The sequence below is a fragment of the Mitsuaria sp. CC2 genome, assembly GCF_048957715.1.
Lineage (GTDB): Bacteria > Pseudomonadota > Gammaproteobacteria > Burkholderiales > Burkholderiaceae_C > Roseateles.
The window spans coordinates 253,183-276,800 of sequence record NZ_JARVXN010000003.1; the positions used below are offsets into that span (position 1 = coordinate 253,183).

At 69.3% G+C, this 23,618-nt stretch carries 20 protein-coding genes and 2 tRNA genes; 14 read left to right on the forward strand and 8 right to left on the reverse strand.

From position 1 onward, the window contains the following. Positions 1–17 precede the first annotated feature (17 nt). Both PV762_RS01905 and PV762_RS01910 read left to right on the forward strand, forming a co-directional pair. A complete protein-coding gene (locus PV762_RS01905) occupies positions 18–1,118 on the forward strand; it encodes a sensor histidine kinase (protein ID WP_421033328.1) in 1,101 nt (366 codons plus the stop codon). Between the two features lie 25 nt (positions 1,119–1,143). Beyond that, entirely contained in the window at positions 1,144–1,971 is an 828-nt protein-coding gene (locus PV762_RS01910) for a LytR/AlgR family response regulator transcription factor (RefSeq protein WP_421033329.1), read from the forward strand. Positions 1,972–2,068: 97 nt separating this feature from the next. On the opposite strand, the gene ppc is transcribed toward PV762_RS01910, so the two are convergent. Beyond that, the gene (ppc, locus tag PV762_RS01915) at positions 2,069–4,813 is read right to left on the reverse strand and encodes a phosphoenolpyruvate carboxylase (protein WP_421033410.1); all 2,745 of its coding nucleotides are present in this window, start codon (positions 4,811–4,813) and stop codon (positions 2,069–2,071) included. A 365-nt stretch (positions 4,814–5,178) separates the two neighbouring features. Between ppc and hemC the strand changes: the two genes are divergently transcribed. The 6 genes from hemC to PV762_RS01945 all read left to right on the forward strand — a co-directional run bounded on the left by hemC (position 5,179) and on the right by PV762_RS01945 (position 9,769). After that, a complete protein-coding gene (gene hemC / locus PV762_RS01920) occupies positions 5,179–6,108 on the forward strand; it encodes a hydroxymethylbilane synthase (protein ID WP_421033330.1) in 930 nt (309 codons plus the stop codon). After that, positions 6,108–6,962, forward strand: coding sequence for a uroporphyrinogen-III synthase (locus PV762_RS01925; RefSeq protein ID WP_421033331.1), 855 nt, complete (start codon positions 6,108–6,110; stop codon positions 6,960–6,962). Before hemC ends, PV762_RS01925 begins: the two co-directional genes overlap by 1 nt. Then, on the forward strand, positions 6,959–8,173 hold the full coding sequence (locus PV762_RS01930) for a uroporphyrinogen-III C-methyltransferase (protein WP_421033332.1): 1,215 nt from the start codon (positions 6,959–6,961) through the stop codon (positions 8,171–8,173). Before PV762_RS01925 ends, PV762_RS01930 begins: the two co-directional genes overlap by 4 nt. A 10-nt stretch (positions 8,174–8,183) precedes the next feature. Beyond that, positions 8,184–9,431, forward strand: a complete 1,248-nt coding sequence (locus PV762_RS01935; protein ID WP_421033333.1) for a heme biosynthesis HemY N-terminal domain-containing protein — start codon at positions 8,184–8,186, stop codon at positions 9,429–9,431. A 73-nt stretch (positions 9,432–9,504) separates the two neighbouring features. Continuing rightward, a tRNA-Arg gene (locus tag PV762_RS01940) sits at positions 9,505–9,581 on the forward strand. A 111-nt stretch (positions 9,582–9,692) separates the two neighbouring features. Then, a tRNA-Arg gene (locus tag PV762_RS01945) sits at positions 9,693–9,769 on the forward strand. Positions 9,770–9,915: 146 nt separating this feature from the next. On the opposite strand, the gene PV762_RS01950 is transcribed toward PV762_RS01945, so the two are convergent. Further along, positions 9,916–11,013 carry a CaiB/BaiF CoA transferase family protein gene (locus tag PV762_RS01950; RefSeq protein ID WP_421033334.1) on the reverse strand — a complete coding sequence of 366 codons (1,098 nt, stop codon included), beginning with the start codon at positions 11,011–11,013 and terminating at the stop codon, positions 9,916–9,918. Between the two features lie 166 nt (positions 11,014–11,179). Between PV762_RS01950 and PV762_RS01955 the strand changes: the two genes are divergently transcribed. Both PV762_RS01955 and greB read left to right on the forward strand, forming a co-directional pair. Further along, the gene (locus tag PV762_RS01955) at positions 11,180–11,878 is read left to right on the forward strand and encodes a DUF4114 domain-containing protein (RefSeq protein ID WP_421033335.1); all 699 of its coding nucleotides are present in this window, start codon (positions 11,180–11,182) and stop codon (positions 11,876–11,878) included. Between the two features lie 111 nt (positions 11,879–11,989). Then, positions 11,990–12,559: a transcription elongation factor GreB gene (gene greB, locus PV762_RS01960; protein WP_421033336.1), complete on the forward strand. Its 570-nt coding sequence runs from the start codon at positions 11,990–11,992 to the stop codon at positions 12,557–12,559. Here greB and PV762_RS01965 read toward each other — a convergent pair whose 3' ends face one another. Next, positions 12,560–14,824, reverse strand: a complete 2,265-nt coding sequence (locus PV762_RS01965; protein ID WP_421033337.1) for a RelA/SpoT family protein — start codon at positions 14,822–14,824, stop codon at positions 12,560–12,562. Positions 14,825–15,069: 245 nt separating this feature from the next. Between PV762_RS01965 and PV762_RS01970 the strand changes: the two genes are divergently transcribed. From PV762_RS01970 to PV762_RS01985, 4 genes are all read left to right on the forward strand, one after another. Next, a complete protein-coding gene (locus PV762_RS01970; RefSeq protein ID WP_421033338.1) occupies positions 15,070–15,645 on the forward strand; it encodes a hypothetical protein in 576 nt (191 codons plus the stop codon). A 141-nt stretch (positions 15,646–15,786) separates the two neighbouring features. Then, entirely contained in the window at positions 15,787–16,041 is a 255-nt protein-coding gene (locus PV762_RS01975; protein WP_088405312.1) for a hypothetical protein, read from the forward strand. 265 nt (positions 16,042–16,306) lie between these two features. Continuing rightward, complete coding sequence (locus tag PV762_RS01980; protein WP_421033339.1) at positions 16,307–17,398, forward strand: sensor histidine kinase; 1,092 nt, start codon at positions 16,307–16,309, stop codon at positions 17,396–17,398. 1 nt (position 17,399) lies between these two features. Next, positions 17,400–18,233 carry a LytR/AlgR family response regulator transcription factor gene (locus PV762_RS01985; RefSeq protein WP_421033340.1) on the forward strand — a complete coding sequence of 278 codons (834 nt, stop codon included), beginning with the start codon at positions 17,400–17,402 and terminating at the stop codon, positions 18,231–18,233. Between the two features lie 25 nt (positions 18,234–18,258). On the opposite strand, the gene PV762_RS01990 is transcribed toward PV762_RS01985, so the two are convergent. From PV762_RS01990 to kynB, 5 genes are all read right to left on the reverse strand, one after another. Beyond that, a complete protein-coding gene (locus PV762_RS01990; RefSeq protein ID WP_421033341.1) occupies positions 18,259–18,543 on the reverse strand; it encodes a hypothetical protein in 285 nt (94 codons plus the stop codon). 130 nt (positions 18,544–18,673) lie between these two features. After that, complete coding sequence (locus PV762_RS01995; protein ID WP_421033342.1) at positions 18,674–20,491, reverse strand: aminopeptidase P family protein; 1,818 nt, start codon at positions 20,489–20,491, stop codon at positions 18,674–18,676. A gap of 86 nt (positions 20,492–20,577) precedes the next feature. Beyond that, positions 20,578–21,465: a tryptophan 2,3-dioxygenase gene (gene kynA / locus PV762_RS02000; RefSeq protein ID WP_421033343.1), complete on the reverse strand. Its 888-nt coding sequence runs from the start codon at positions 21,463–21,465 to the stop codon at positions 20,578–20,580. A gap of 8 nt (positions 21,466–21,473) precedes the next feature. Continuing rightward, positions 21,474–22,781, reverse strand: a complete 1,308-nt coding sequence (gene kynU / locus PV762_RS02005) for a kynureninase (protein WP_421033344.1) — start codon at positions 22,779–22,781, stop codon at positions 21,474–21,476. A 41-nt stretch (positions 22,782–22,822) separates the two neighbouring features. Beyond that, on the reverse strand, positions 22,823–23,470 hold the full coding sequence (gene kynB / locus PV762_RS02010; protein ID WP_421033345.1) for an arylformamidase: 648 nt from the start codon (positions 23,468–23,470) through the stop codon (positions 22,823–22,825). Positions 23,471–23,618: the final 148 nt, after the last annotated feature.

Below are 23,618 nucleotides of genomic sequence, written 5' to 3' on the forward strand. Positions count from 1 at the left end.
AGCCGTCGACGCCACCCATGCGCACGCAGGCCATGAGCACGCTGCCCTCGGACAGCCGCCCGGTGCCGCTGCAGCCTGCCTGGGAGGAAACCCGCCTGGATGCGCGACCGGCCGAACCGCCGCGGCTGATCGACGCGCAGCGGCGTTTCGACGTCTGTCACGTGGGCCTCGTGCTGCGCGCCGTGCTGAGCATGCAGCTGGTGCTGTCGCTGGGCCTGGCGATGACCTCCGAGACGGCGACCCAGTGGGTCTGGGCGATGGGCGGCGCCTCGGTCGCGACGCTGAGCGGCGTGCTGGCCTGGCTGCTGATCGTGTGCGCCTCCAAGCGGATGCTGGCGCGCCTGCCCGAATGGGCGCAATGGACGTTGCCCATCGGACTCGGGGCGCTCTGCGCGCATGGCGGCGCGCAGCTGCTGACGGCGGTGGAGTTCGGCCGCCTCGGAACCTTGCAGCATGCCGCCGCCGTGATGACGGGCGGGCTGGCCGCGGCCGTGCTGCTCGGCTGGCTGAAGCTGCGCGAACGGGCGCAGGCGCCCGCCGACGCGCTGGCGCGGCTGGTGGAACTGCAGTCGAGGATCCGGCCGCACTTCCTGTTCAACACGCTGAACACGGCGATCGCGCTGGTGCGGGTCGATCCGAACCGGGCCGAAGAGGTGCTGGAAGACCTGGCCGAGCTGTTCCGTGTCGCGCTGGCCGACACGGGACCGACGGCGGAGGGCGTGCGGCTCGACCAGGAGGTCGAACTGGCGCGGCGTTATCTGGCCATCGAGCAGTTGCGCTTCGGCGACCGGCTGCGGGTGCGTTGGCAGCTCGATCCGCACGCGGCGGAAGCGCGCGTGCCGCCGCTGCTGCTGCAGCCGCTGGTGGAGAACGCCGTGCGCCACGGCGTCGAGCCCAACGACGGCGGCGGCGACGTCGACATCGTCACGCGGGCGCGCGGCAGCGAGATCGAGATCCGCGTCTCCAACACGGTCGGCCTGCCGTCGCGCGGCGGCGGTCACGGACTGGCGCTGCGCAACGTGCGGCAACGGCTGCGGCTGATGCACGACGTCGCGGCGCGGCTGGAGGCCGGGCCGGGCGAAGGGCGTTTCGTGGTGCGCATCGTGATGCCGCGATGACAACAACAGATCGGGAGGGAAGGACATGCTGACGCATCCGCCGCTGAGAGTCTTGATCGTCGACGACGAGCCGCTGGCGCGGCTGCGTTTGCGCGGTCTGGTCGAGGCCAACGAGGAGCCGCGCGCCGAGGTCGTGGCCGAGGCCGGCAGCGGCGACCAGGCGCTGGCGTGGCTCAAGGACCATGCCTGCGACCTGATCCTGCTGGACGTGCAGATGCCGGGCCTGGACGGGCTGGGGCTGGCGCAGGCGCTGCACGGCCGGCCCTTCGCGCCGGCCATCGTGTTCGTCACCGCGCATGCGCAGCACGCGCTGCTGGCCTTCGAGCTGGAAGCGCTGGACTACCTGACCAAGCCGGTGCGGCGCGAGCGCCTGCAGGCCAGCCTGGCGCGCGCGATGTCGCGCCTGGATGAGCGCGCGGCCGCCAAGGCGCGCGAGGACCGCGAGGTGAACGGCCAGGAATCGTCGCCGGGCGTCGAGGCGCCGGTCATCAACATCACGGAACGGGGACGTCTGCTGCGGGTGCCGCTGGCCGAAGTCCTCTACTTCAAGGCCGAACTCAAGTACCTCACGCTGCGCACCGCGACGCAGAGCCACGTGATGGACGGCTCGCTCAGCGACCTGGAGCAGCGCCTGGGCGAGCGCTTCCTGCGCGTGCACCGCAACGCGCTGGTGGCGCGCTCGGCCGTGCGCGAACTCGAACGCCACGTGCCGACCGACGGCCAGGCCGAGGGCGACGCGGACAACGGCGGCGAACTCGGCTGGGCGGTCCGGATCGCCCATGTCAACGAGTGGCTGGCCGTCTCTCGGCGGCAGGTGGCCGCCGTGCGCGAAGCGCTGGCCGGCCAGCGCTGAAACGGCGCTCCTCGCCGACGCGGTCGGGTGCTCGGCCGCCGAGGCCCAGCGCCTCGGCCCGTGCTTCTTTGGCCCGTACTTCCCCAGCCGCGCGGCCTCAGCCCGTATTGCGCAAGCCCGCCGCGATCCCGTTGATGGACAGGTGGATCCCGCGCTGGACGCGTTCCAGCCGCGGATCCTCCGCGCGCTTCTCCGCCGGGATCGCGCGATAGCGACGCATCAGTTCGACCTGCAGGTGGTTCAGCGGGTCGATGTAGGGGAAGCGGTGTTCGATCGACCGCGCGAGCGCCGGATTGGCCGCGAGCCGTCCGCTCTCGCCGGTGATCAGCGCGATGGCTTCCTCGGTGCGCGCGAACTCGGCCTCGATCGCGCCGAAGATCTTCTTCGCGAGGCGCTTGTCCTCGACCAGCTCCAGGTAGCGGCGCGCGATGTCGAGATCGGCCTTGGCCAGCACCATGTCCAGGTTGGACAACAGCGTCTTGAAGAAGGGCCACTGCTTGTGCATGCGCTTGAGCAGGGCCAGCTTCTCGTCCCTGCCGGCCTTGTCCTTCCCGAGGAAGTCCTGGACACCCGAGCCGAAGCCGCACCAGCCCGGCAGCGTGATGCGCGACTGTCCCCAGCTGAAGCCCCACGGGATGGCGCGCAGGTCCTCGATCGCGCGCGTCGCCTTGCGCGAGGCGGGGCGCGAGCCGATGTTGAGCTCGGCGATCTCGCGGATCGGCGTCGTGGCGAAGAAGAAATCGGCGAAGCCCGGCGTGTCGTAGACCAGCCCGCGGTAGGCCGCGAAGCTGGCATCCGACAGCGCCTGGGCCGCGGTCATGAAGGACTGCGGCGCCGTCTTGGTCGGATGCAGCAGCGTGGCCTCCAGCGTGGCGGCGACCAGGGTTTCCAGGTTGCGCCGGCCGATCTCCGGATTGGCGTACTTGGAGTTGATGACCTCGCCCTGCTCGGTCAGCCGGATCTGGCCGTTCACCGTGCCGGGAGGCTGCGCGAGGATCGCCTGGTAGCTCGGGCCGCCGCCGCGGCCCACCGTGCCGCCGCGGCCGTGGAAGAGGCGCAGCGTCAGCGGCCCCTGCTGGCGCAGCTCATCGAAGAGCTGCACCAGCGCGATCTCGGCGCGGTACAGCTCCCAGCTGCTGGTGAACACGCCGCCGTCCTTGTTGGAGTCGGAGTAGCCCAGCATGATGTCCTGCTCCCCGCCGGAGCGGCGCACCAGCGCGGCCATGCCCGGCAGCTCGTAGAAGCCGCGCATGATGGCGGGCGCGTTGCGCAGGTCGGCGATGGTCTCGAACAGCGGCACCACGATCAGGTCGCTGACCGCGTCGCCGTCGAGGGTGCCGCGCAGCAGGCCGACTTCCTTGAGCAGCAACTGCACTTCCAGCAGGTCGCTCACGTCCTCGGTGTGGGAAATGATGTAGTGGCGCAGCGCCTGGCGGCCGTAGCGCTTCAGCGATTCGCGGGCGGTCTCGAAGATCGCCAGCTCGCCCTGGGCCAGCTCGCTGTAGAGGGCGCCGGGCACCCGCAGCGGGCGGGTCTCGTTGAGCAGGTCCACCAGCAGTGCGCGACGTTCCATCTCATCGAGCGCCGAGTAATCCTCGCAGACGCGCGCCGCATTCAGCAGCTCGACGACGGTCTGCTCGTGCTGGTCGCTGCTCTGGCGCAGGTCCAGGGTGGCCAGATGGAAACCGAAGACCTGCACCGCGCGGATCAGCGGCTTGAGCCGCGGCGCGATCAGCGCGTGCGCATGGTGCTTCTCCAGCGATTCCTGGATCACGCGCAGGTCCGCCAGCAGCTCGTCGGGCGACAGGTAGGGGTCCTGCGGCGCGACCGCGTGGCGCAGCGCCTCGGTGCCGGTCAGCGATTCCAGCGTCGCGGCCAGCCGCGCGTACATGCCGGTCAGCGCGCGCCGGTAGGGCTCGTCCATCCGGTGCTCGTTCCGATCCGGGCTGCGCTCGGCCAGCGCCTGCATCGCCGGCGTGACGCCCGCCAGGCGCAGCGAGATCGACAGCTCCGCGCCCAGTTCGTGCAGCTCGGTCAGGTAGTGGCGCAGCGCCAGTTCGCTCTGGCGGCGCAGCGCGTGGCGCATCGTGTCGGCGGTGACGTTGGGATTGCCGTCGCGGTCGCCGCCGATCCACTGACCCATGCGCAGGAAGGGCGGGACGTCCTCGCCCGGCAGCGCTTCCTCCAGCTCGGTATAGAGCTTCGGGATCTCGCGCAGGAAGGTCGCGTGGTAGTAGCTCAGCGCGTTCTCGATCTCGTCCGCGACGGTGAGCTTCGAGTAGCGCAGCATCCGCGTCTGCCACAGCTGCGTGACGCGGGCGCGGATCAGGTGTTCGTTGGCGGTCAGTTCGCGCTCGGTGTGCAGGCGGTCGCGCGCGCCGACCAGTTCGGCCACGGCGCGCTCGGCGTCCAGGATGCTCTTGCGCTGCACTTCGGTCGGGTGGGCCGTCAGCACCGGCGACACGAAGCCGTGCGCCAGCGTCTTGGCCACTTCCGCTGGCCGCACGCCGGCGTCGAACAGCCGCTCCAGCGCGTAACCCAGCGAACCCGGCTGCAACGAGCCTTCGCGCTCGTGCACTTCGCGCCGGCGGACGTGGTGGCGGTCCTCGGCGATGTTGGCCAGGTGGGAGAAGTAGCTGAACGCGCGGATGACGCTCACCGTCTGCTCGCCCGACAGGCCCTTGAGCAGCTTGTCCATCTGCTTGCCGGCCTGCGCATCCCGCTTCAGGCGGAAGGCGACCGACAGCTGCCGCACGCGCTCCACCAGCTCGTAGGCCTCGCGGCCTTCCTGCTCGCGGATCACCTCGCCCAGGATGCGGCCCAGCAGGCGGATGTCGTCCATCAGCGGCTGGTTCTTGTCCTTGATCGTCTTGATCGAACGAGGTCCGGTCGCCGTCTTGGGGGCAGGTCTTGCGGCCGGCTTGGCCCGGGCCTTGGCGCGGGACGTCGAAGGGGCGACTTTGGAGGCGGCTTTGGGGGCGGCTTTGGTGCTGGCGGGCATGTCGGTGTCAGAGGTTCGTCAGGGACCAGGGGGCGGGGTGATGTAACGAAGTTACCTTCGATTGACTTTAGCAGTTTCCTCGTGCGCGTCTCGCCCGGAATCGCGCAAGCCACGCTTCGCGGCAAACGAGCTTCCCTCGACGGAGGGACTGTGTCGAACCCGGCGAAGCCGGAATACGGGGCGCCGCTCGGCTAGCATGCCGCCCCATGAACCAAGAATTCGTGATCGCCACCCGCGAGAGCCGCCTGGCCCTCTGGCAGGCGGAACATGTGCAGGCCCTGCTGCGCGCGCGCGGCCTGGCGGTGCGGCTGCTCGGGATGACCACGCGCGGCGACCAGATCCTGGACCGCACGCTGTCCAAGGTCGGCGGCAAGGGCCTGTTCGTGAAGGAGCTGGAAACGGCGCTGGAGGACGGCCGCGCACAGCTCGCGGTGCATTCGCTGAAGGATGTGCCGATGGAACTGCCGGAAGGTTTCGTGCTCGCGGCGGTGCTGCAACGCGAGGATCCGCGCGATGCGCTCGTGTCGTCGACCTACGGGAACCTCGCGGCGCTGCCGCAGGGCGCCTGCGTGGGCACGTCCAGCCTGCGTCGCGTGACCCAGCTGAAGAACCTGCGGCCGGACCTGCGCATCGAGCCGCTGCGCGGCAACCTCGACACGCGGCTGCGCAAGCTCGACGAGGGCCAGTACGACGCGATCGTGCTCGCCGCCGCGGGGCTGAAGCGACTGGACCTGGCCGGTCGCATCCGCCAGTACTTCGACGTCGACGAGATGATCCCGTGCGCGGGGCAGGGCGCGCTGGGCATCGAGATCCGTGCCGGTCAGGCGCCGTTGACCCCGCATCTGGAAGCGCTGGCCCACACCTCGACGTGGCTGGCGGTCGCGGCGGAGCGCGCGGTCTCGCGCGAACTCGGCGGCAGTTGCTCGATGCCGCTGGCCGCGCACGCGGTCTGGACGGCCGAGGGGCAACTGACGCTCTCCGTCGCCCTGGGACACCCGATCGAGCCGGAGCGGGCGCTCCTGCGGGCGGGTTCTCAGGCGACGGTGGGGGACCTGGCCGCCGCCGAAGCGCTGGGCATCGCCGCCGCCGCGGCCCTGCGCGAGCTCGGCGCCACCGAGTACCTGAAGGACGTCTGATGGCGGGCGTCGCCGCCCCGGTCCGGTTGCTGCTGACCCGGCCACAGGCCCAGGCCGACGACTGGGCCAGACGCATGGCGACCCTGGGCGTGCCGACCGTCTCGTTCCCGCTGATCGACATCGAACCAGCCGACGATCCGGCGCCCATCGCGGCGGCCTGGTCGGCTTTGCCGGACACGGACCTGGCGATGTTCGTCAGTCCCAATGCCGTCGAGCATTTCTTCGACCGCCGGCCCGACGGCGCTCCGTGGCCGGACCGGACCTGGGCGGCGACGGTCGGTCCGGGCAGTGCGCGGGCGCTGATCGAGCGCGGCGTGCCCGCGGCGCGTCTGGTGCAGCCGCCGGCGGGGTCGGACAGCCTCGACTCGGAACATCTGTGGCCAGAGCTGGTCCGCGTCGCCGGCGCGGACTGGTCCGGCCGTCGCGCGCTGCTGGTGCGCGGGGACGGCGGTCGCGAATGGCTGGGCGACCGGCTGCGCGACGCCGGCGCCGAGGTGGGCGCGGTCGGCGTCTATCGTCGCGCCTGTCCGCAGCTGTCGACGGAGACCGGTGCGCTGCTGCGCGCGGCCCTGGAGGCGCCGGAGCGGCACATCTGGCTGTTCAGCAGTTCGGAGGCGATCGGCCACCTGGAGGCCCTCGAAAAGGGGACGCGGGAGCCCGGTTCCTTCGGGGACCCGGCCCCCCTGGCACCCCCTGCCTGGGGACGCGTGCGGGCGCTGGCGACGCACGAACGCATCGCGGTTCGCGCACAAACCCTCGGGGTGGGGCATGTGGTTTTGGTGCGACCCGAGGCGGAAGCCGTCGCGGCCGGGTTCCGGATGCTGTCAGGGTCCACCCTAGAATCGTCGACGTGAGCGAGACCACCACCCCAGCGGCCGACGTTCCGTCGCCCCACAAGCCCGCCCGGCAATCCGGCGCCACCTTGACCCAGGCCGTCGTGGCCTGCGTCGGTCTGGTGGCCCTGCTGGCCCTCGGTCTGGCCTGGCAGAGCCAGCAGCGGCTCAAGCAGGTCGAGCAGGAACTCGTCCGGCGCCAGGACAGCAGCCAGAGCGAGGCCAACATCGCCCGCGACCAGGCGCGCCAGGCACAGGACCTCAGCCGCGACACCGCGGCCAAGGTCGCCCTGCTGGACGCCCGGCTGGGCGAGGTCGCGGTGCAGCGCGAGCAGCTCGAAGGACTGATGCAGTCGATGAACCGCTCGCGCGACGAGAACGTCGTGGGCGACATCGAGGCCTCGCTGCGCGTGGCCATGCAGCAGAGCACGATCACCGGCAGCGCCGAGCCGCTGGTGGCCGCGCTGCGCCAGGCCGACGAGCGGCTGGGTCGCTACAAGCAGCCGCGCCTGGAAGGCGTTCGCCGCGCCGTGACGCGGGACCTGGAACGCATCAAGGCGGTCAGCGTCGTCGACGTGTCGACGCTGACGATCAAGCTGGACGAGGTCGTGCGCCAGGTGGACGACCTGCCGCTGCTGGCGGTGGCCCAGCCGGGTCAGGACCCGGCCGACGCGTCCCGGGCCGCTGGCGCCGCCGCGCAACACCCGACCCCGTCGACCACCGCATCGACCACCCCGTCCACCGCCACCAAGGCCGCCGCGCCGCGCAAGGCCGCCTCGGGCGGCGCCGGGGCCTCGGGCCTCCCCGCAGGCGCAGCGCACGCTGGCGCCGACGGCGAGCCCGGCTGGTGGAGCCGGCTCTGGGACCAGGCCGGTGACCGGTGGACGACCCTGTCCGGCGACGTCTGGCGCGAAGCCCGCGGCCTGCTGCGCGTGACGCGCATCGACCATCCCGAAGCCGCGCTGATCGCGCCGGAGCAGTCCTTCTTCCTGCGCGAGAACCTGAAGCTGAGGCTGCTCAATGCCCGGCTCGCGCTGCTGAGCCGGCAGTTCGACACCGCGCAGGTCGATCTGCGCGAGGCGCAGGCGATGCTGGACCGCTACTTCGACGGGCGTTCGCGCAAGCTGACCCAGACGACGGAACTGCTGCGCCAGGTGCAGGGCCAGTCCCGGCAGGTGAGCGTGCCGCGCCCCGACGACACGCTGGCCGCGCTCAGCGCGGTCGCGCGTTGAGGAGATCGCCATGCGGATGGTGATCTGGCTGGTGCTGCTGTTCGTCGCGGCCGTGGTCGCGGCGCTGACGCTGGGCAACAACGACGGTCTCGCCAGCTTCTACTGGCGCGGCTGGCGGATGGACCTGTCGCTCAACCTCTTCCTGCTCCTGCTGGTGGCGGGTTGCTTCGCGCTGATGACGCTGATGCAGACGCTGGACGCGCTGCTGACGCTGCCCAAGCGCGCGCGCCTGTGGCGCATGTCCCAGCGCGAGCGCAGCGCCCAGGTCGCCTTGCGCGAAGCGTGGGCGGAGTACTTCGGCGCCCGTTACAGCCGCGCGCAGAAGGCGGCGCAGCGCGCGCTCGTCATCCAGGCTCAGACGCCCGATCTGGCGCAGGACGGCGCCTTCATGGCGCTGGCGCATCTGGTGGCCGCGCAGAGCGCCCACAAGCTGCAGGACCGCCGCAATCGCGACGAGCACCTGCGTCAGGCGCTCCAGGTGGCGGCGACCTCGGCGGGCGCCCGCGTGCAGGAAGAGGGGGCCCGGCTGCTGGCCGCGGAATGGGCGCTCGACGACCGCGATGCGCCGCGCGCGCTCGGCCTGCTGCGTGAACTGACCCCGGGCGTCGCGCGCCGCACGCAGGCGCTGAGACTGAAGCTGCAGGGCAGTCGCCTCGCGCATGAGCCGCTGGAGGCGCTGCGCACCGCCCGCCTGCTGGCCAAGCACCAGGGATTCTCGAAGTCGGCGGCACAGGGCCTGCTGCGGTCGCTCGCCTGCGAAGCACTCGACACCGCGCGCGACATCGACCAGCTGCGTGGCATCTGGCAGCAGCTGGACACCTCGGACCGGCGGGATGTCTTCGTCGCCTCTCGGGCCGCGAACTGCGCGGCCGGGCTGGGCGCGCCGGAAGATGGTCGCGGCTGGCTGCGCCCGTTCTGGGAATCGATCGCCGAGCAGGGCGCCGACGAGCGCCGGGCCCTGGCCGAGGCGCTGGTGCAGTGCATGCCTGGCCTGGGGCCGGAATGGCTGCAGCGGCTGGAGGGCGCGGTGCAGCGATTCCCGCGTGACGGCACGATGGCCCTCGCGCTCGGACATGCCCTGGCGGAACGCCAGCTGTGGGGCAAGGCGCGCCTGATGCTCGAACAGGCGGCCGAGGATCGCGAGCTGACCTTCAATGCCCGCCGTCGCAGCTGGCTGCGCTTGGCCGAGATGGCCGATCAGGACGAAGACGCGGAACGCCGCGCCCGTTGCTACGAGGCTGCCGCGCGCCTGGGTTGAGTTCCGGGAAGAATGATTTTTGTCGAGATACTTGCAGAACCTCAAAAACGCATGCTATAGTCGCAGTCTTTCAGCGGCTGTAGCTCAGTTGGATAGAGTACTTGGCTACGAACCAAGGGGTCGTGGGTTCGAATCCTGCCAGCCGCACCAGAAAAACTGTTGAATGTCCGGGTCACCGGAGATTCGGCAAGCAAAAGAAGAAGTAACAACAAAAACCTGGGATCGCTTCCACGACGGCGGTTCCTGATCAGTAAAAGTCGAGCGGCTGTAGCTCAGTTGGATAGAGTACTTGGCTACGAACCAAGGGGTCGTGGGTTCGAATCCTGCCAGCCGCACCAAATAGAAAGCCAGCGTTGAAAGACGCTGGCTTTTTTCTTTGTCCGAAGGGAATCCCTGGTGATTCCGGATATTCATTCCAAACGGGACTTGGGGGTCCGCTTCAGGCGCCTCGGGTGACGTCCGGGCGAATATCGTCCGAACCGGATTACTCCTCGCGGATATCGTTGGAGCGAGCGGAATCGCCCGGCCTCGCTGGCGTGCGCGAGAGTTTCGGCGCCGGCATCGGCCAAGCCGCGCCGTCCTGCATGAAGAAGTTGCGCCGGGCCTGCTGGTGCGGGTGCAAGGGCGCTTCGGCGGCGGTCAACACGGGCGCGACGCAGGCATCGCTGCCTTCGAACATGGCGACCCAATGCGCGAGCGGCTCCTGTCGGATCCGCGCGGCCACCGCATCGCGCAGGATCGGCCATTGCGCGGAATCGTCCTCCGACCTTGCCGCCGCCGACGCGCCTTGCGCCAGGTCGAGTCGTTCCATGAGGGCCTGCTGGAAGGAGGCCTCGATCGCGCCCAGCGACAGCCAGCGCCCGTCCGCGCACTCGAAGCAGTCGTAGAAGTGGGAACGATGCAGGAAGAGGTTGTGCGACGGATCGTCGTCCCAGCGACCGCCCGCCCGCAGCGCCTGGATGAGTGTGCCCATGTAGCCGACGCCGTCGACGATCGCCGCGTCCACGACCTGACCGCGCCCGGAGCGGCGTGACTCCCACAATGCGCACATCAGCCCGAAGAGCATCGTCAAGGCGCCGCCGCCGATGTCACCGAGCAAGGTGGCCGGCAGCGCTGGCGGCTGCCCTGGGCGGGCCGCAAACGGCATCAGGCCGCTCAACGCGACGTAGTTGATGTCGTGACCTGCGCGCTGCGCCAGCGGGCCGTCCTGGCCCCATCCCGTGAGCCGGGCGTAGACCAGCGTCGGATGCGCCGCGAGCAGCGTGTCCGGACCGAGCCCGAGCCGCTCCATCACCCCGGGCCGGAAGCCTTCGATCAACGCATCGGCGCCAGCGACGAGCTCGCGGACGCGGGCCAGTCCGGCAGGCGATTTCAGGTCCGCCTGCACGACGGTCTTGCCGCGGTTCAGCGCCGCGCCGCCGCCGAGCCGCGTTTCTCCGCCGAGTCGCTCGACGACGGTCACCTCGGCACCGAAGTCGGCCAACGCGAGTCCTGCGAACGGTGCGGGGCCGATGCCGGCGAACTCCACGATCTTCAATCCTGCCAGCGGTCCGGCGGGGTCTTGCGGAGTTCCCTTGTTCATGCGATCGCCCCCTCAAATGCTGCATTCGACGCAGACACCATACCGCGCTTGAACAACGCCATGCGGACTGAGTCGCCCATTCCTCGAACCGAGGCGTGGCGCCGTCTCACTTTCACTGTCGCGCGACAACCGCGCCAGAACATTCCTCAATTTCAAAGGACAAGGTATGACCCTTTCTTCCTGGCATGACCACAATCCCTGGACTCATGGCGGCATCCACGCCCACGCGGCGGGGGGCGGCGGATTCGGTTACTCGCATGGCGGCGGCTTCGGCTACTCGCAGGGTTTCGGCGGGTGGATGTCGCATTCGATGATGGGCCGCTCCGTGGGCGGCTCGCGAGGCATGTGGGGAGGTGAGCGTGGGCTGGATTACTCCCGCGGTCACCCTCATTGGCAGTCCTACGGGCACTCCTACGGACGACAGTCCGGCCCCGACGGCAACCACTACTTCCATGCGCCGGCCCAGGGCGGTTGGAACACCGACAAGGGCGGCTTCGTGGTCGGGCGCGACGGCAAGCTCGATGTGGACTTCAAGGGGGGCTCGGCCGGCTTCAACAACAACGTCCAGTACCGCATCGGGGAGGGCGATTGGCAGACACTGGCCCGCTCCAAGGACGCGGCCGGCACGACGGCCACGATCAACGCCACGCCCGGTGCCAACGTTCAGTTCCGTATTCAGACGCCCGAAGGCAACAACTTCCAGGCGGGCACGACACGCAACAGTGACGGCCTGGACCACGCCCGGATCGGCTCGACCGGGAACGGAGTGGAGATCGGTTTCGAGGACCTGAAGGGCGGCGGCGACAAGGATTTCAATGACGTGCTGATTGACGTCTACGATCCGCGGCGACGCCAGGCTGCCTGACGCTGACCGACGCCAAGGCCTCTTCGAGGCGGCGGCACCGGTGGATGTCGAAGAGCCAGTGTTTCTCCACACTGGCTCTTCCTGTTTCCGCGCTCTTGCCACAATAGGCGCATGAGCAAGGCATTCACGAAGGAATCCGACAGCGACGACGATGACGACGGCCCGTCGCTGCCCGCGTTGCCGCAGGGCTCGCGCAACTACATGACGCCGGCCGGCTACGCGCGGCTGCGCGCGGAGTTCATGCAGCTGCTGGACGTCGAGCGTCCCAAGATCGTCGAGATCGTGTCCTGGGCCGCCAAGAACGGCGACCGCTCGGAGAACGGCGACTACCTCTACGGCAAGAAGCGCCTGCGCGAGATCGACCGCCGCCTGCGCTTCCTGACGAAGCGGTTGGACATCGCCGAGGTTGTCGACCCCAGCGCCCATCACGGCAGCGACCAGGTGTTCTTCGGCGCGACGGTGACCTACGCCAACGCGAAAGGGGAGGAACGCACCATCACCATCAAGGGCATCGACGAGTCGGACAGTCTGGCGGGCGAGGTGAGCTGGGTGTCGCCGATCGCGCGCACGTTGATCAAGGCGCGCGAAGGCGACGAGCTCCAGCTGGTCACGCCGGTCGGCGTGGAGACGATCGAGATCGTCGAGGTCCGATACCCCGACCCGCCGACGCCGGACACCTGATCAGGGTTTCACGCGCCAGGCGCGCATCACCGCGCTGGAGCGCTTGAGCGTGCGCAGCGCATCGGCCAGATGCAGGCGGTCGCGCACCGCCAGCAACAGCGTCATCTCCGCCGTCTCGCGCTGCTGCGAGTCGTCGCTCATGGCGATGTGGGTGATGTCGGCTTCCGCGCTGCTGACCGCGGTGGCGATCTGCGCCAGCACGCCCTTGCCGTTGCGCATCAGCACGCCGACTTCCGCCTCGAAGCTGCGGCTCAGTTCCTCGCCCCAGCCCACGGCGATCCAGTGCTCGCTGTCGCGCTGGAACAGGCGACGTCCCACCGAGCATTCGGCCGTGTGCACCACCAGGCCCTCGCCGCGGCCGAGGTAGCCCTTGATGTCGTCGCCCGGGATCGGTCGGCAGCAGGTGGCCAGCCGGACGGAGGCGCCTTCGCTGCCGTCGATCAGCACCTGGCCCTGCGCCGGCGCGTCGTCGGTGGCGAAACGGCCCATCGTCAGCAGCACGGCGTCGGGTCGCTGGCCCTGGTCGGAGAGCGTGCGCGCCAGCTTCTTCGCGACGATGGTCGCGATCTTGCGTCCGAGCCCGATTTCGACGAGCAGTTCGTCCACATGGCGGTTGCCCGCCCAGCGCGCCAGGTCCTGCCACAACGCGGCGGCGGTCTCGTCCTCGGGCTGGAGGCTGGGCAGCGCCAGGCCTTCCGCGCGCAGCGCCTGCGCCAGCATCTTGTGGCCGAGTTCGCGCGATTCCTCCTGCTCCAGGTTCTTCAGGAAGTGCCGGATCTTGGAGCGCGCCCGCCCGGTGCGCACGAAGCTCAACCAGGCCGGATTCGGTCGCGCGCCGGCAGCGGTGACGACCTCGATCACGTCCCCGCTGCGCAGTTCGGTGCGCAGCGGCACGGGCTCGCCGTTGACCTTCGCGGCGACGCAATGGTCGCCCACGTCCGAGTGGATCGCGTAGGCGAAGTCCACCGGCGTCGCGCCCTTGGGCAGCGCCATGATCTTGGACTTGGGCGTGAACACGTAGACCGCATCGGGGAACAGGTCGATCTTGACGTGCTCCAGGAACTCGGTCGCGTCGCGGGTCTCGTCCTGGATGTCCAGCAGCGACTGCAGCCAGCGCGATCCCAGCTGCTGCGCACCCTTGGCGTCGCCCTTGCTCTTGTACAGCCAGTGGGCCGCCACGCCTTTCTCGGCGACCATGTGCATGGCCTCGGTGCGCATCTGGAATTCCACCGGCGTGCCCAGCGGGCTCACCAGTGTCGTGTGCAGCGACTGGTAGCCGTTGGGCTTGGGAATCGCGACGTAGTCCTTGAAGCGGCCCGGCTGCGGCTTGTAGAGCTGGTGCAGCACGCCCAGCGACCAGTAGCACTGCGGCAGGTCCTGCACGATGACGCGGAAGCCGAAGATGTCGCTCACCTGCGCGAAGCTCAGGTGCTTCTCTCTCATCTTCTTGTAGATGCTGAACAGCGTCTTCTCGCGGCCCTGGATCTCGACGCGCAGGTTGGCCTCGGAGAAGGCCTTCTGCACGTCGCGCTCGATGCGCGACACCAGGTCGCGCCGGTGGCCGCGGGCCTTGGTCACCGCCTTGGCCAGCGCCCCGTGGCGCCAGGGATGGATGTACTGGAACGACAGTTCCTGCAGCTCGCGGTAGATCTCGTTGAGACCGAGCCGGTGAGCGATCGGAGCGTAGATGTCCAGCGTCTCGCGGGCGATGCGCCGACGCTTGTCGAACGCCATGTGCTGCATCGTGCGCATGTTGTGCAGGCGGTCGGCCAGCTTGATCAGGATCACGCGGACGTCCCGCGCCATCGCCAGCAGCATCTTGCGGAAGCTCTCCGCCTGGGATTCCTCGCGGGTCGAGAACTGCAGCTTGTCCAGCTTGGTCAGGCCGTCGACCAGTTCGGCGGTCGGCGCCTCGAAGCGCTCGATCAGCTCGGTCTTGGTGACGCCGCAGTCCTCCATGGCGTCGTGCATCAGCGCGGCCATGATGGCCTGCGCGTCCAGCCGCCAGTCGGCGCACAGGCCGGCGACGGCGATCGGGTGGGTGATGTAAGGTTCCCCGCTGGCCCGGAACTGGCCCAGGTGAGCTTCGTCCGCGAACTTGTACGCCTCGCGGATGCGCTTGACGTCGGCCTTGGGCAGGTAATGCAGGCGGTCCACGAGGGCGTCGAACGAGGACGCCTCGGTGGCCGTGTCCGGCGCGGCCTTGGGGCCGGCCAGGCCGGTCAGGCCAGGAATGTGAGCGGTTGCGAAGGAGCGGAGACCCATCGGTGCAATTTAACCGATGGCGGGAGGGGTTTCCGGCGAGTGGACTTGCCGTCGCGACCCCCCTTCAGGCCCGTATCTAGGGGTTTCTCCCTATCAAGAAAATGCGAAAGGCGCGGATCGAGGCCTAAAGTCCGGAGATCGCCCGCCGATAAACCGATCATGCCCTGGAAGGGCGATGGCCCGGGAGCTTCCCGGTCCCGGCATCCGCTGGCCGAAATGTGCGGACACCTCGCGGGAGGCTCGCCATGATTCCTGTTTCCAACAATACGACGATATCGACCGGGCCCGGTGCCAGCACCGGGCAGTCGGCACGCCTGCGCGAAGCCGACGTCTACACCCCCTCGACCTCGACCCCGGCCTCGAACACTGTTCAGTCCGAGGCTTCCGCCGTGGTGAGCCTGTCGCCGCAGGCTCAGGCACAGCTTGCCCAAGCGCCGGCCCAGGCCCAGGCCCAGGCCCAGACCCAGATCCAGAACCAGGCACCGACGCCGACGTCGACGTCGACGCCGACGTCGACTCCTGCGGCCGCTGCGGCCGCCACGCCGACCACCGTGACGGCGCAGAGCACGTCCTTCCAGCCGTCCAACGCCAGCGCCGCTGTCACCGACACTGAAAAATTCCCCGCCCCCGTCAGCCTGGTGCCCAACCTGGTCTACGCGGAGGCCGACTCGGACTTGAACGGCGTCATCTCGCCGGCCGAGCGACGGGCGTATGACGTCCTGCATCCGACGCTGGGTCAGCGTCCGACGGACGTTCCGCCCAAGCGCGTCGTCGACGCAGAACTGCGCGAATACACCGCGATCGCGAACAAGCAGTTCTGATCCCATCGCCCGATTGGGGGATGCGGGACGGATTCCCCCTTTCGAGGGCCCTCCTCAGTTGGGTAGGCAGCGCGCCATCGAGCGCGCAAAGTGGACTCCATCGCGGCTCCGGACGAGCCGCCTGTGTTGAAGGAGTCAGTCATGCACTTCGCCGAAATCGAGACCGGGGACTACCGCATCTACGCCGGGGCGATCGAGCGCCCCCGCCAGTTCGGCTACGTGGCGGCGGTCGTCGTGGTGCGGACCAGCTTCAACGAGGCGATGAACAAGCGCGAGGCCTTCCGGGACGAGAACCTCGCCGGCGGCTACGGCTGGGCCACACCGGCGGAAGCCTTGCGCTTCGCGATCAACGCCGGAAAGGAAGCCGTGATGTGCAGGATCGGCATGTACGCCTGACTGCGGTAGCGCACTCAGACGGCATGACTGAAGCCGATATGCTGAAAAACGACCTCTCCGCCGACGAGCTGTCCGGCGACGACTTGTTCGAGGATTTCCTCGCCACGCTCCCGCGCGTGGGGGCGATGATCGCCCCGTCCGCCGCTTCGACCGCCTCGCCGATCTCCGCGCCGGTCTCCGTGCTTCAAGCGGCTCATCCCGTGCTTCGTCGCGTGAGCGCCCGCCCACGCTTGGATCGCCGCGGCGCGCCCGTTATCGTGCAGGCATGTCGACCCCGGTCCTCCCTGTCAGCCCGATCGAGCCCCCGCATCCGGCCTGGCACGGTTTCGTCTCCTACCTGACGCCGCAGCGCGTCCTGCTGGCGCTGGCGCTGGCCACCGTCTTCGCGCTGGCGCTGCAACCGATCTTCATCACGCCGTTCCCCGTCCTGCTGGGGCGGACGATGTTCGTGGGCATGCTGGCGCTGTTGGCGTTCTCGGCGGCGGGGCAGTGGCCGCGCCGGCTGCCGCGCTGGTGGGCGCGATGGCTGTTCCAGGTCGTCGTTGTCGCGGCGGCCGTGCCGCTGGCTACGCTGGCGGTCTACATGGTCGCCGTCGGCGGCGACTTCTCCAGCTTCGTCGAGTCCGAATCCCGGATGCTCGGCTTCCTCTGGATCGCCGGCTCCGGCCTGGTCGTCGGGCCCTTGCTGGCCATGGGGGCCCTCTATCGGCAACGCGACGCGGAGGCTCGCAGCCAGGCGCTCGCTTTCGAGCTCGAACGCAGCGAGCTGGAACGCCAGGCCCTGGACGCCCGGCTGCGGCTGCTCCAGGCGCAGGTCGAGCCGCATTTCCTGTTCAACACGCTGGCCAACGTCCGGGCGCTGGTGGAGACCGGCTCGCCCCAGGCCGCGCCGGTGCTGAGCAGCCTGATCGCCTACCTGCGCGCGGCCATGCCGCGGCTGCAGGGCGATGCCACGACCCTGTCGGACGAGGTCGCCCTGGTGCGGGCCTACCTCGAACTGATGCACCTGCGCATGCCGGATCGGCTGGATTACCAGGTCGACCTGCCGCCGGAGCTCGGCAGCCTGCGCTTCCCGCCGATGGCCTTGCTGACGCTGGTGGAGAACGCCGTGCGCCACGGCATCGATCCGGGCGAGGAGGGCGGCCGCATCGAGGTCGGCGGCGCGCTGCACGGCGGGCAGGTGCGGCTGTGGGTCAGCGACACCGGCGTCGGCATGACGCAGAGCATGGGCAGCGGCACCGGTCTGCGCAACCTGCGCGAACGGCTGACGCTGTTCTACGGTCCCGGCGCCCACCTGACGCTGACCGAGAATCTGCCGCACGGCCTGCGCGCCGAGGTGCGCTTCACTCCGCAATGACATGACTGCTCCTGCGCCGACCGCCCTGATCGCCGATGACGAACCGCTGCTGCGCGACAGCCTGCAGCGCAGCCTCGGATTGCTGTGGCCGGAACTGCGCGTCGTCGCGCAGGCGCGCAACGGACGCGAGGCGGTTGAGATGTTCGAGGTCCACCGGCCCGACATCGCCTTCCTGGACGTCCACATGCCGGGCCTGAACGGGATGGAGGCGGCGCGGCAGATCGCGCGCCAGGCGCACGTGGTGTTCGTCACCGCCTTCGAGGACTACGCCTTGCAGGCCTTCGAGCGCGGCGCGATCGATTACCTGGTCAAGCCGGTCGACGACGCGCGGCTGGCCGACACGGTCGGCCGGCTGAAGGAGCGTCTGGCCGAACGGCCGCGGCCTCCGCGCGGCGAGCGCAGTCAGGCGGCGCTGGAGGCGGTCATCGACGAACTCGCCCGCCGCATGGCCCGACCTCCCGGCGCCCCCGCTTCCGCGTCTGCGTCCGGCGGTCTCGCGACCGACACCGGGCCGCTGCAATGGATCCGCGCCTCCGTGGGCTCGACGCTGAAACTGATCCCGGTCGACGAGATCCTCTTCCTGCGTTCGGACGAGAAGTACACGCTGGTCGTCACCGCGGAGGGCGAGGCGCTCATCCGCACGCCGATCCGCGAACTGATCGAGCGGCTCGATGCCCAGCGTTTCGTGCAGGTCCATCGTTCGGTGGTGGTGAACCTGCACGCGATCAGCCACGTCACGCGAGGTCCCAACGAAACGGCGGACCTCCACCTGAAGGCCCGTCCCGAGGTGCTGCCGGTCAGCCGCAGCTATCTGCACCTGTTCCGGCAGATGTGAGGCGGGAGGCAGGCGGACGACCGGCTCAACGCCGCGGCTGCTGCGCCTGTTCCAGCGGTTGCGGTGCGGCGGGCAGCGGCAACTGCTGCGCCTTGCCTTGCACGACGACGGGCTCGAGCTGCCACATCGGCGCGGCGACGTTGACCATCTGCACGACCGCCATCACGGCGACCGCGATGATCGCGGCCATCAGCGCCGTGTGCATCGCGCCGTCGGAGAAACGGTGCATCTCGCGCTCGTCGTTCGCCGACGGCTTGTGCCGGGCCAGTGCGCGCCAGCCGTTCCACGCTTGAGAGAGTCGGGTGTCCATGGTCTCTGCTCCTCGTCGACAACCTGAATCAAGTCTAGGTCGCGCGCACGAGGGCTTCCAGCGAGGCCGGGCGTAAAAAAGCGCGGCTCAGCCGCGCTTTTCCGCCGTTCGTCGCAACGACGATCGGAGCTCAGCGTCTCAGCGCTTCGGTGCGGGTCGTCAGCCAGGCCAGTGCCTCGCCGTCGACCAGCGGCGCCAGGCGGCGGCGGACCTCGGCGTGATACGCGTTCAGCCAGGCGAGTTCCTCCTCGGACAGCAGGTCCACCGCGATGCAGCGCGTGTCGATGGGGCACAGCGTCAGCGTCTCGAACGCCAGCATCTCGCCGAACTGCCCCTTCTCGGGGGTGTCGAGCCCGACGTTCAGCACCAGGTTCTCGATCCGTACCCCCCATTGGCCCGGGCGGTAGAGACCGGGCTCGATCGAGGTGATCATGCCGGGCTCCATGGCCATGTTGGCGTCGGGCACGGCTTTCGAGATGCTCTGCGGGCCTTCATGCACGTTCATGAAGTAACCGACGCCGTGGCCGGTGCCGTGACCGTAGTCCAGGCCGTGGGCCCACAGCGGCGCGCGGGCGATCGCGTCCAGCATCGGGCTCAGCGTGCCGCGCGGGAAGGCGGTGCGCGACAGCGCGATCGTGCCCTTGAGCACCAGCGTGTAGTCGCGCTTGTGGTCGGCGGTGATGGTGCCGATCGGCCAGACGCGGGTGATGTCGGTCGTGCCGCCGAGGTACTGCCCGCCGGAGTCGATCAGCAGCAGGCCGTCGCCCTCGATCTGCGAGAAGGACTCGGGCGTTGCGCGGTAATGCGGCATCGCCCCGTTGGCATTGAATCCGGCGATGGTCGAGAACGACAGGCCGACGAAGCCCGGGCGCTTCGCGCGCTCGGCGGTCAGGCGTTCGTCGACGGTGAGTTCGGAGAGGACCTCGCCGCGCGCCATCGCCGATTCGAACCAGGCGTAGAACGCGCACATCGCGGCGCCGTCCTGTGCCATCGCCTCGCGGATGAACTGCGCTTCGGTCTCGTTCTTGCGGCTCTTCAGCAGCGTGCTGGGGTTGATGGCTTCGACCACCGTCGCCGTCGCGGGCAACGCTTCGCGCAGGCCCAGGGTCACGCGACGCGGGTCGATCAGCACCTTCGCGTCGGCGGGCAGGGCGCTCAGGGAGGCGCGGGCGTCGGCGTAGGGGGCGAGGCGCACGCCGTCGGCGGCCAGGCGCTGCTCGAGCGTCGCGTCGATCTTGCCCGGCTGCACGAACAGCGTCGCGCCGTGCGCGTCGAGCAGCGCATGCGCGAGGAACACCGGGTTGTAGGTCACGTCCGAGCCGCGCAGGTTGAACAGCCAGGCGATGTCGTCGACGCTGGAGATCAGGTGGTGCGAGGCGCCGTGTTTCGCCATGCCTTCGCGCACCTGCCGGAGCTTGTCGCCGCGGCTGACGGTGGCTTGCGGCGAGGCGTGTTCGTAGATGGGCGCGTCCGGCAGGCCGGGGCGGCCCTCCCAGGCCTGGTCGATCAGGTCGACGGCGGTGTCGATCAGCACGCCCTTCGCGCCGAGTGCGGCGCGCAGCTGCTGGGCGACCGCGAGTCCGAGGACCTGGCCGTCGACGACCAGGGTCTGGCCGGTCTGCAGCTTGTCGGCGATCCAGGTGATGTGCTGGCTGGAGGCGCCGTTGGGGATCTTAAAGAGATGGATGCCGCTGTCGGCGAGTTCGCGTTCGGCGGAGGTCCAGTAGCGGCTGTCGGCGAAGAGCTGGGCGTCGTCCAGCGTGACGACGAGGGTGCCCATGGAACCGGTGAAGCCGGAGAAGACCTCGCGGGCCTGCCAGCGGCGCGGCAGGTACTCGGAGAGATGGGGGTCGGCCGAAGGGACCAGGATGGCGTGGGCGCCGGCGTTGCGCAGGGCGTCGCGCAGTCTGGAGATGCGCAGCTTGATCTGGGAAAGGCGGGTATCCATGGCGGGCCTCGGCGGGTTGGCAGGCGGACCGTGGCTGACCGGATAGATCACCCACTTCGAAGTCGCCGATTGTAGGAGCCTCTCTTTCAGAGCTCCGTCCGCAACGCCCACAACTCCGGGAACAGCACGACGTCGAGCATCTTGCGCAGATAGCTGACGCCGCCGGTGCCGCCGGTGCCTCGCTTGAAGCCGATCACGCGTTCCACGGTGGTGACGTGGCGGAATCGCCAAAGCCGGAACGCGTCTTCGAGGTCGACGAGTTCTTCGCCCATCTGATAGAGGTCCCAGTGGGCTTTCGGATCGCGATAGACCTCCAGCCAGGCGGCCTTGACGCCGTCGTCGGCGGAGCGCGGCTGGGTCCAGTCGCGGTCGAGTGCGGCGGCGGGCACGGCGATGCCGCGGCGCTTCATCAGTCGCAGGACTTCGTCGTACAGCGAGGGCGCTTCGTAAGCCGCTTGAACGTCGGCGAGCAGGTCGGCGCGATGCGCGTGCGGCTTGAGCATCGCGGCGTTCTTGTTGCCGAGCATGAACTCGATGCGCCGGTACTGCGCGCTCTGGAAGCCGCTGCTGTTGGAGAGGTAGGGCCGGATGGCCGAGTATTCGGGCGGCGTCATCGTGCTGAGCACGTCCCAGGCGTGGACGAGCTGCTCCATGATGCGCGACACCCGGGCCAGCATCTTGAAGGCTTCGGGCAACTGGTCCGAGGCCACGCGCGTCACCGCGCCGTGCAGCTCGTGCAGCATCAGCTTCATCCACAACTCCGAGGTCTGGTGCTGGATGATGAAGAGCATCTCGTTGTGGTCGGGCGAGAGCGGATGCTGCGCGCTCAGCACCTGGTCCAGGCGCAGGTAATCGCCGTAGCTCATGTCCTTGGAAAAGTCGAGCTGTGCGCCTTCCTCGCGGACGATGGCCTCGCCGCCTTGGCCGCCGCCACTCCCGGCCTTGACGTCCGTCCCGCCGGATCCGTGTCCCATCGGGCAACTCATGTCACTGCCGCCTTCTTGTTGAAGCGCGCCTCGCGCCATTCCTCGGTGGCCAGCACCTGGTGCAGGTGCTCGACTGCGTCCCAGGCGTCGGCGAAGCCGATGTACAGCGGCGTGAAGCCGAAGCGCAGGATGTGCGGCACCTCGTCGAGCCGCGTGGGATCGCCCGCGCGGAAGTCGCCGATCACGCCGCGCTCGATCAGCGCCTGCACGACCGCGTAGCCGGCCGTCTCATGCAGCGGCGCCTTCAGCGCCAGGCAGACCTGGCTGCCGCGCTGAGCGGCGTCGCGCGGCGAGACGACGTAGATGCCTTGCCCGCCGCAGCGCTCTTCGGCGAGTCGCGCGAACAACTCGGTCAAGGCGATCGACTTCTCGCGCAGCGCCGCCATGCCGCCGAACGGTTCGGCCGCGAGCAGCGTGTCGACGCCGCACTCCAGCGCCGCCGTCGAGAGGATCGCCGGCGTGCCGCAGATATAGCGCTTGATGCCTGGCGCGGGGGCGTAGTTGGCGGTGAACTGGAACGGCGACGCATGGCCCAGCCAGCCCGACAGCGGCTGCCAGAAGCGGTCGGCGTGGCGCGGATGCGCCCACACGAAGGCCGGCGCGCCGGGGCCGCCGTTGAGGTACTTGTAGCCGCAGCCGATGGCGAAGTCGGCATCCGCGGCGTTCAGGTCGACCGGGATCGCGCCCGCGGAGTGCGCAAGGTCCCACACGGTTAGCGCGCCGGCCGCGTGCGCCGCGCCGGTGACCGCCTTCATGTCGTGCTTGCGTCCGGTCCGGTAGTTGACCTCCGTCAGCATCAACACGGCGAGCCTGTCGTTCAGCAGGCCGGGGATCTCATCGACGTGATCGACGAGGTGGAGCGTCATGCCGAACTGCTCGGCGAGGCTCTCCGCGATGTAGAGGTCGGTGGGGAAGTTGCTGCGTTCGGAAACGACGACCGTGCGACGGCCGTCAGCGTCGCCGGCCTTGACGATGCGCAGCGCCGCGCTCAGCACCTTGTAGAGGTTGAGCGAGGTCGAGTCCGCGACGATGGTCTCACCCGGCTTCGCGCCGATCAGGCGGCCGATCTTGTCGCCGATGCGCGAGGGCAGGTCGATCCAGCCGGCGGTGTTCCAGCTCTTGATCAGGTCGCGGCCCCATTCCTCCTGGATCACCTGCTGCACGCGCGTCGCAGTCGTCCTGGGCATCGCGCCCAGCGAATTGCCGTCCAGGTAGAGCGTGCCCGCAGGCAGCGAGAACTGGTCCTTCAGCGGCGCCAGCGGATCGGCGGCGTCCAGGGACAGGCAGTCTTGTCGTGTGGTCATCGAGGGTCCAGATGAATTCAGAGATGAAGCTGAAGAGGGGGTCACAGCGAGCGCAGCACCGCGCGCACCGGCGATGCGCACGCGCCGGCGAGCTTGAGCGGCAGCGCGATCAGCTCGTAGTCGCCTTGGGGGACCTCGTCGAGCACGAGGTTCTCCAGCACCCGCAGGTCCAGGCGCAACAGCCGCTGGTGGCTGTCCAGCGTCTTGCTGGTCGCGGGATCGACGCTCGGCGTGTCGAGTCCGATCAGCTTCACGCCGCGCGCGGCCAGCCATTCGACGGTCTCCGGCGCATAGGCGCTGAACTCCGGATTCCAGGCGGTGTCCGCGCGCTCGTTGCAGCGCACCAGCACGCGCGCCGGCAGGTCCTGCGCGGCGTGTTCGAGATGCTCGACGCGGATCAGCGGTCCGCAACCGATCGCATGGATCACGCGGCAGGGACCGAGGTAGGGATCGAGCGCCACTTCCGCCGCGCTCGCGACGCCGTCCGCGTAATGCAGCGGCGCATCGGCATGCGCGCCGACGTGTGGCGACATCGTGATCGCGCTCAGGTTCACCGGGCACTCCGGCGAGAGACGCGCCGTCCACTTCAGCGCGTAGGGCTCGTCGCCGGGAAAGATCGGCGCGTCGGGCGCCACCACCGGCGAGATGTCCCACAGCGATCGTGGGGAGGATGGGCGGGTTGACTTCATGGGCTGCTCCTGCCGGCCCTGCTGCTGGCCGGCTCGACGGCGCGCACCTTATCGTGCGGTACCAGGCCGTGGTGTCGGTTAATTCCAACAAGACCGGGTGGTTTGCGCAAGCCGCCCGGCGTCGCGACGACGACAGGCTCAGGGTTAT

Coding starts and splice junctions, on each gene's coding strand:
- PV762_RS01955 (WP_421033335.1), top strand. CDS start 11,180: ATGACCCTTTCTTCCTGGCATGACCACAATCCCTGGACTCATGGCGGC.
- PV762_RS01970 (WP_421033338.1), top strand. CDS start 15,070: ATGATTCCTGTTTCCAACAATACGACGATATCGACCGGGCCCGGTGCC.
- PV762_RS01925 (WP_421033331.1), top strand. CDS start 6,108: ATGGCGGGCGTCGCCGCCCCGGTCCGGTTGCTGCTGACCCGGCCACAG.
- PV762_RS01985 (WP_421033340.1), top strand. CDS start 17,400: ATGACTGCTCCTGCGCCGACCGCCCTGATCGCCGATGACGAACCGCTG.
- PV762_RS01935 (WP_421033333.1), top strand. CDS start 8,184: ATGCGGATGGTGATCTGGCTGGTGCTGCTGTTCGTCGCGGCCGTGGTC.
- PV762_RS01905 (WP_421033328.1), top strand. CDS start 18: ATGCGCACGCAGGCCATGAGCACGCTGCCCTCGGACAGCCGCCCGGTG.
- PV762_RS01980 (WP_421033339.1), top strand. CDS start 16,307: ATGTCGACCCCGGTCCTCCCTGTCAGCCCGATCGAGCCCCCGCATCCG.
- PV762_RS01965 (WP_421033337.1), bottom strand. CDS start 14,824: ATGGGTCTCCGCTCCTTCGCAACCGCTCACATTCCTGGCCTGACCGGC.
- kynA (WP_421033343.1), bottom strand. CDS start 21,465: ATGGGACACGGATCCGGCGGGACGGACGTCAAGGCCGGGAGTGGCGGC.
- PV762_RS01995 (WP_421033342.1), bottom strand. CDS start 20,491: ATGGATACCCGCCTTTCCCAGATCAAGCTGCGCATCTCCAGACTGCGC.
- kynU (WP_421033344.1), bottom strand. CDS start 22,781: ATGACCACACGACAAGACTGCCTGTCCCTGGACGCCGCCGATCCGCTG.
- kynB (WP_421033345.1), bottom strand. CDS start 23,470: ATGAAGTCAACCCGCCCATCCTCCCCACGATCGCTGTGGGACATCTCG.
- hemC (WP_421033330.1), top strand. CDS start 5,179: ATGAACCAAGAATTCGTGATCGCCACCCGCGAGAGCCGCCTGGCCCTC.
- greB (WP_421033336.1), top strand. CDS start 11,990: ATGAGCAAGGCATTCACGAAGGAATCCGACAGCGACGACGATGACGAC.
- ppc (WP_421033410.1), bottom strand. CDS start 4,813: ATGGACGACATCCGCCTGCTGGGCCGCATCCTGGGCGAGGTGATCCGC.
- PV762_RS01975 (WP_088405312.1), top strand. CDS start 15,787: ATGCACTTCGCCGAAATCGAGACCGGGGACTACCGCATCTACGCCGGG.
- PV762_RS01910 (WP_421033329.1), top strand. CDS start 1,144: ATGCTGACGCATCCGCCGCTGAGAGTCTTGATCGTCGACGACGAGCCG.
- PV762_RS01950 (WP_421033334.1), bottom strand. CDS start 11,013: ATGAACAAGGGAACTCCGCAAGACCCCGCCGGACCGCTGGCAGGATTG.
- PV762_RS01990 (WP_421033341.1), bottom strand. CDS start 18,543: ATGGACACCCGACTCTCTCAAGCGTGGAACGGCTGGCGCGCACTGGCC.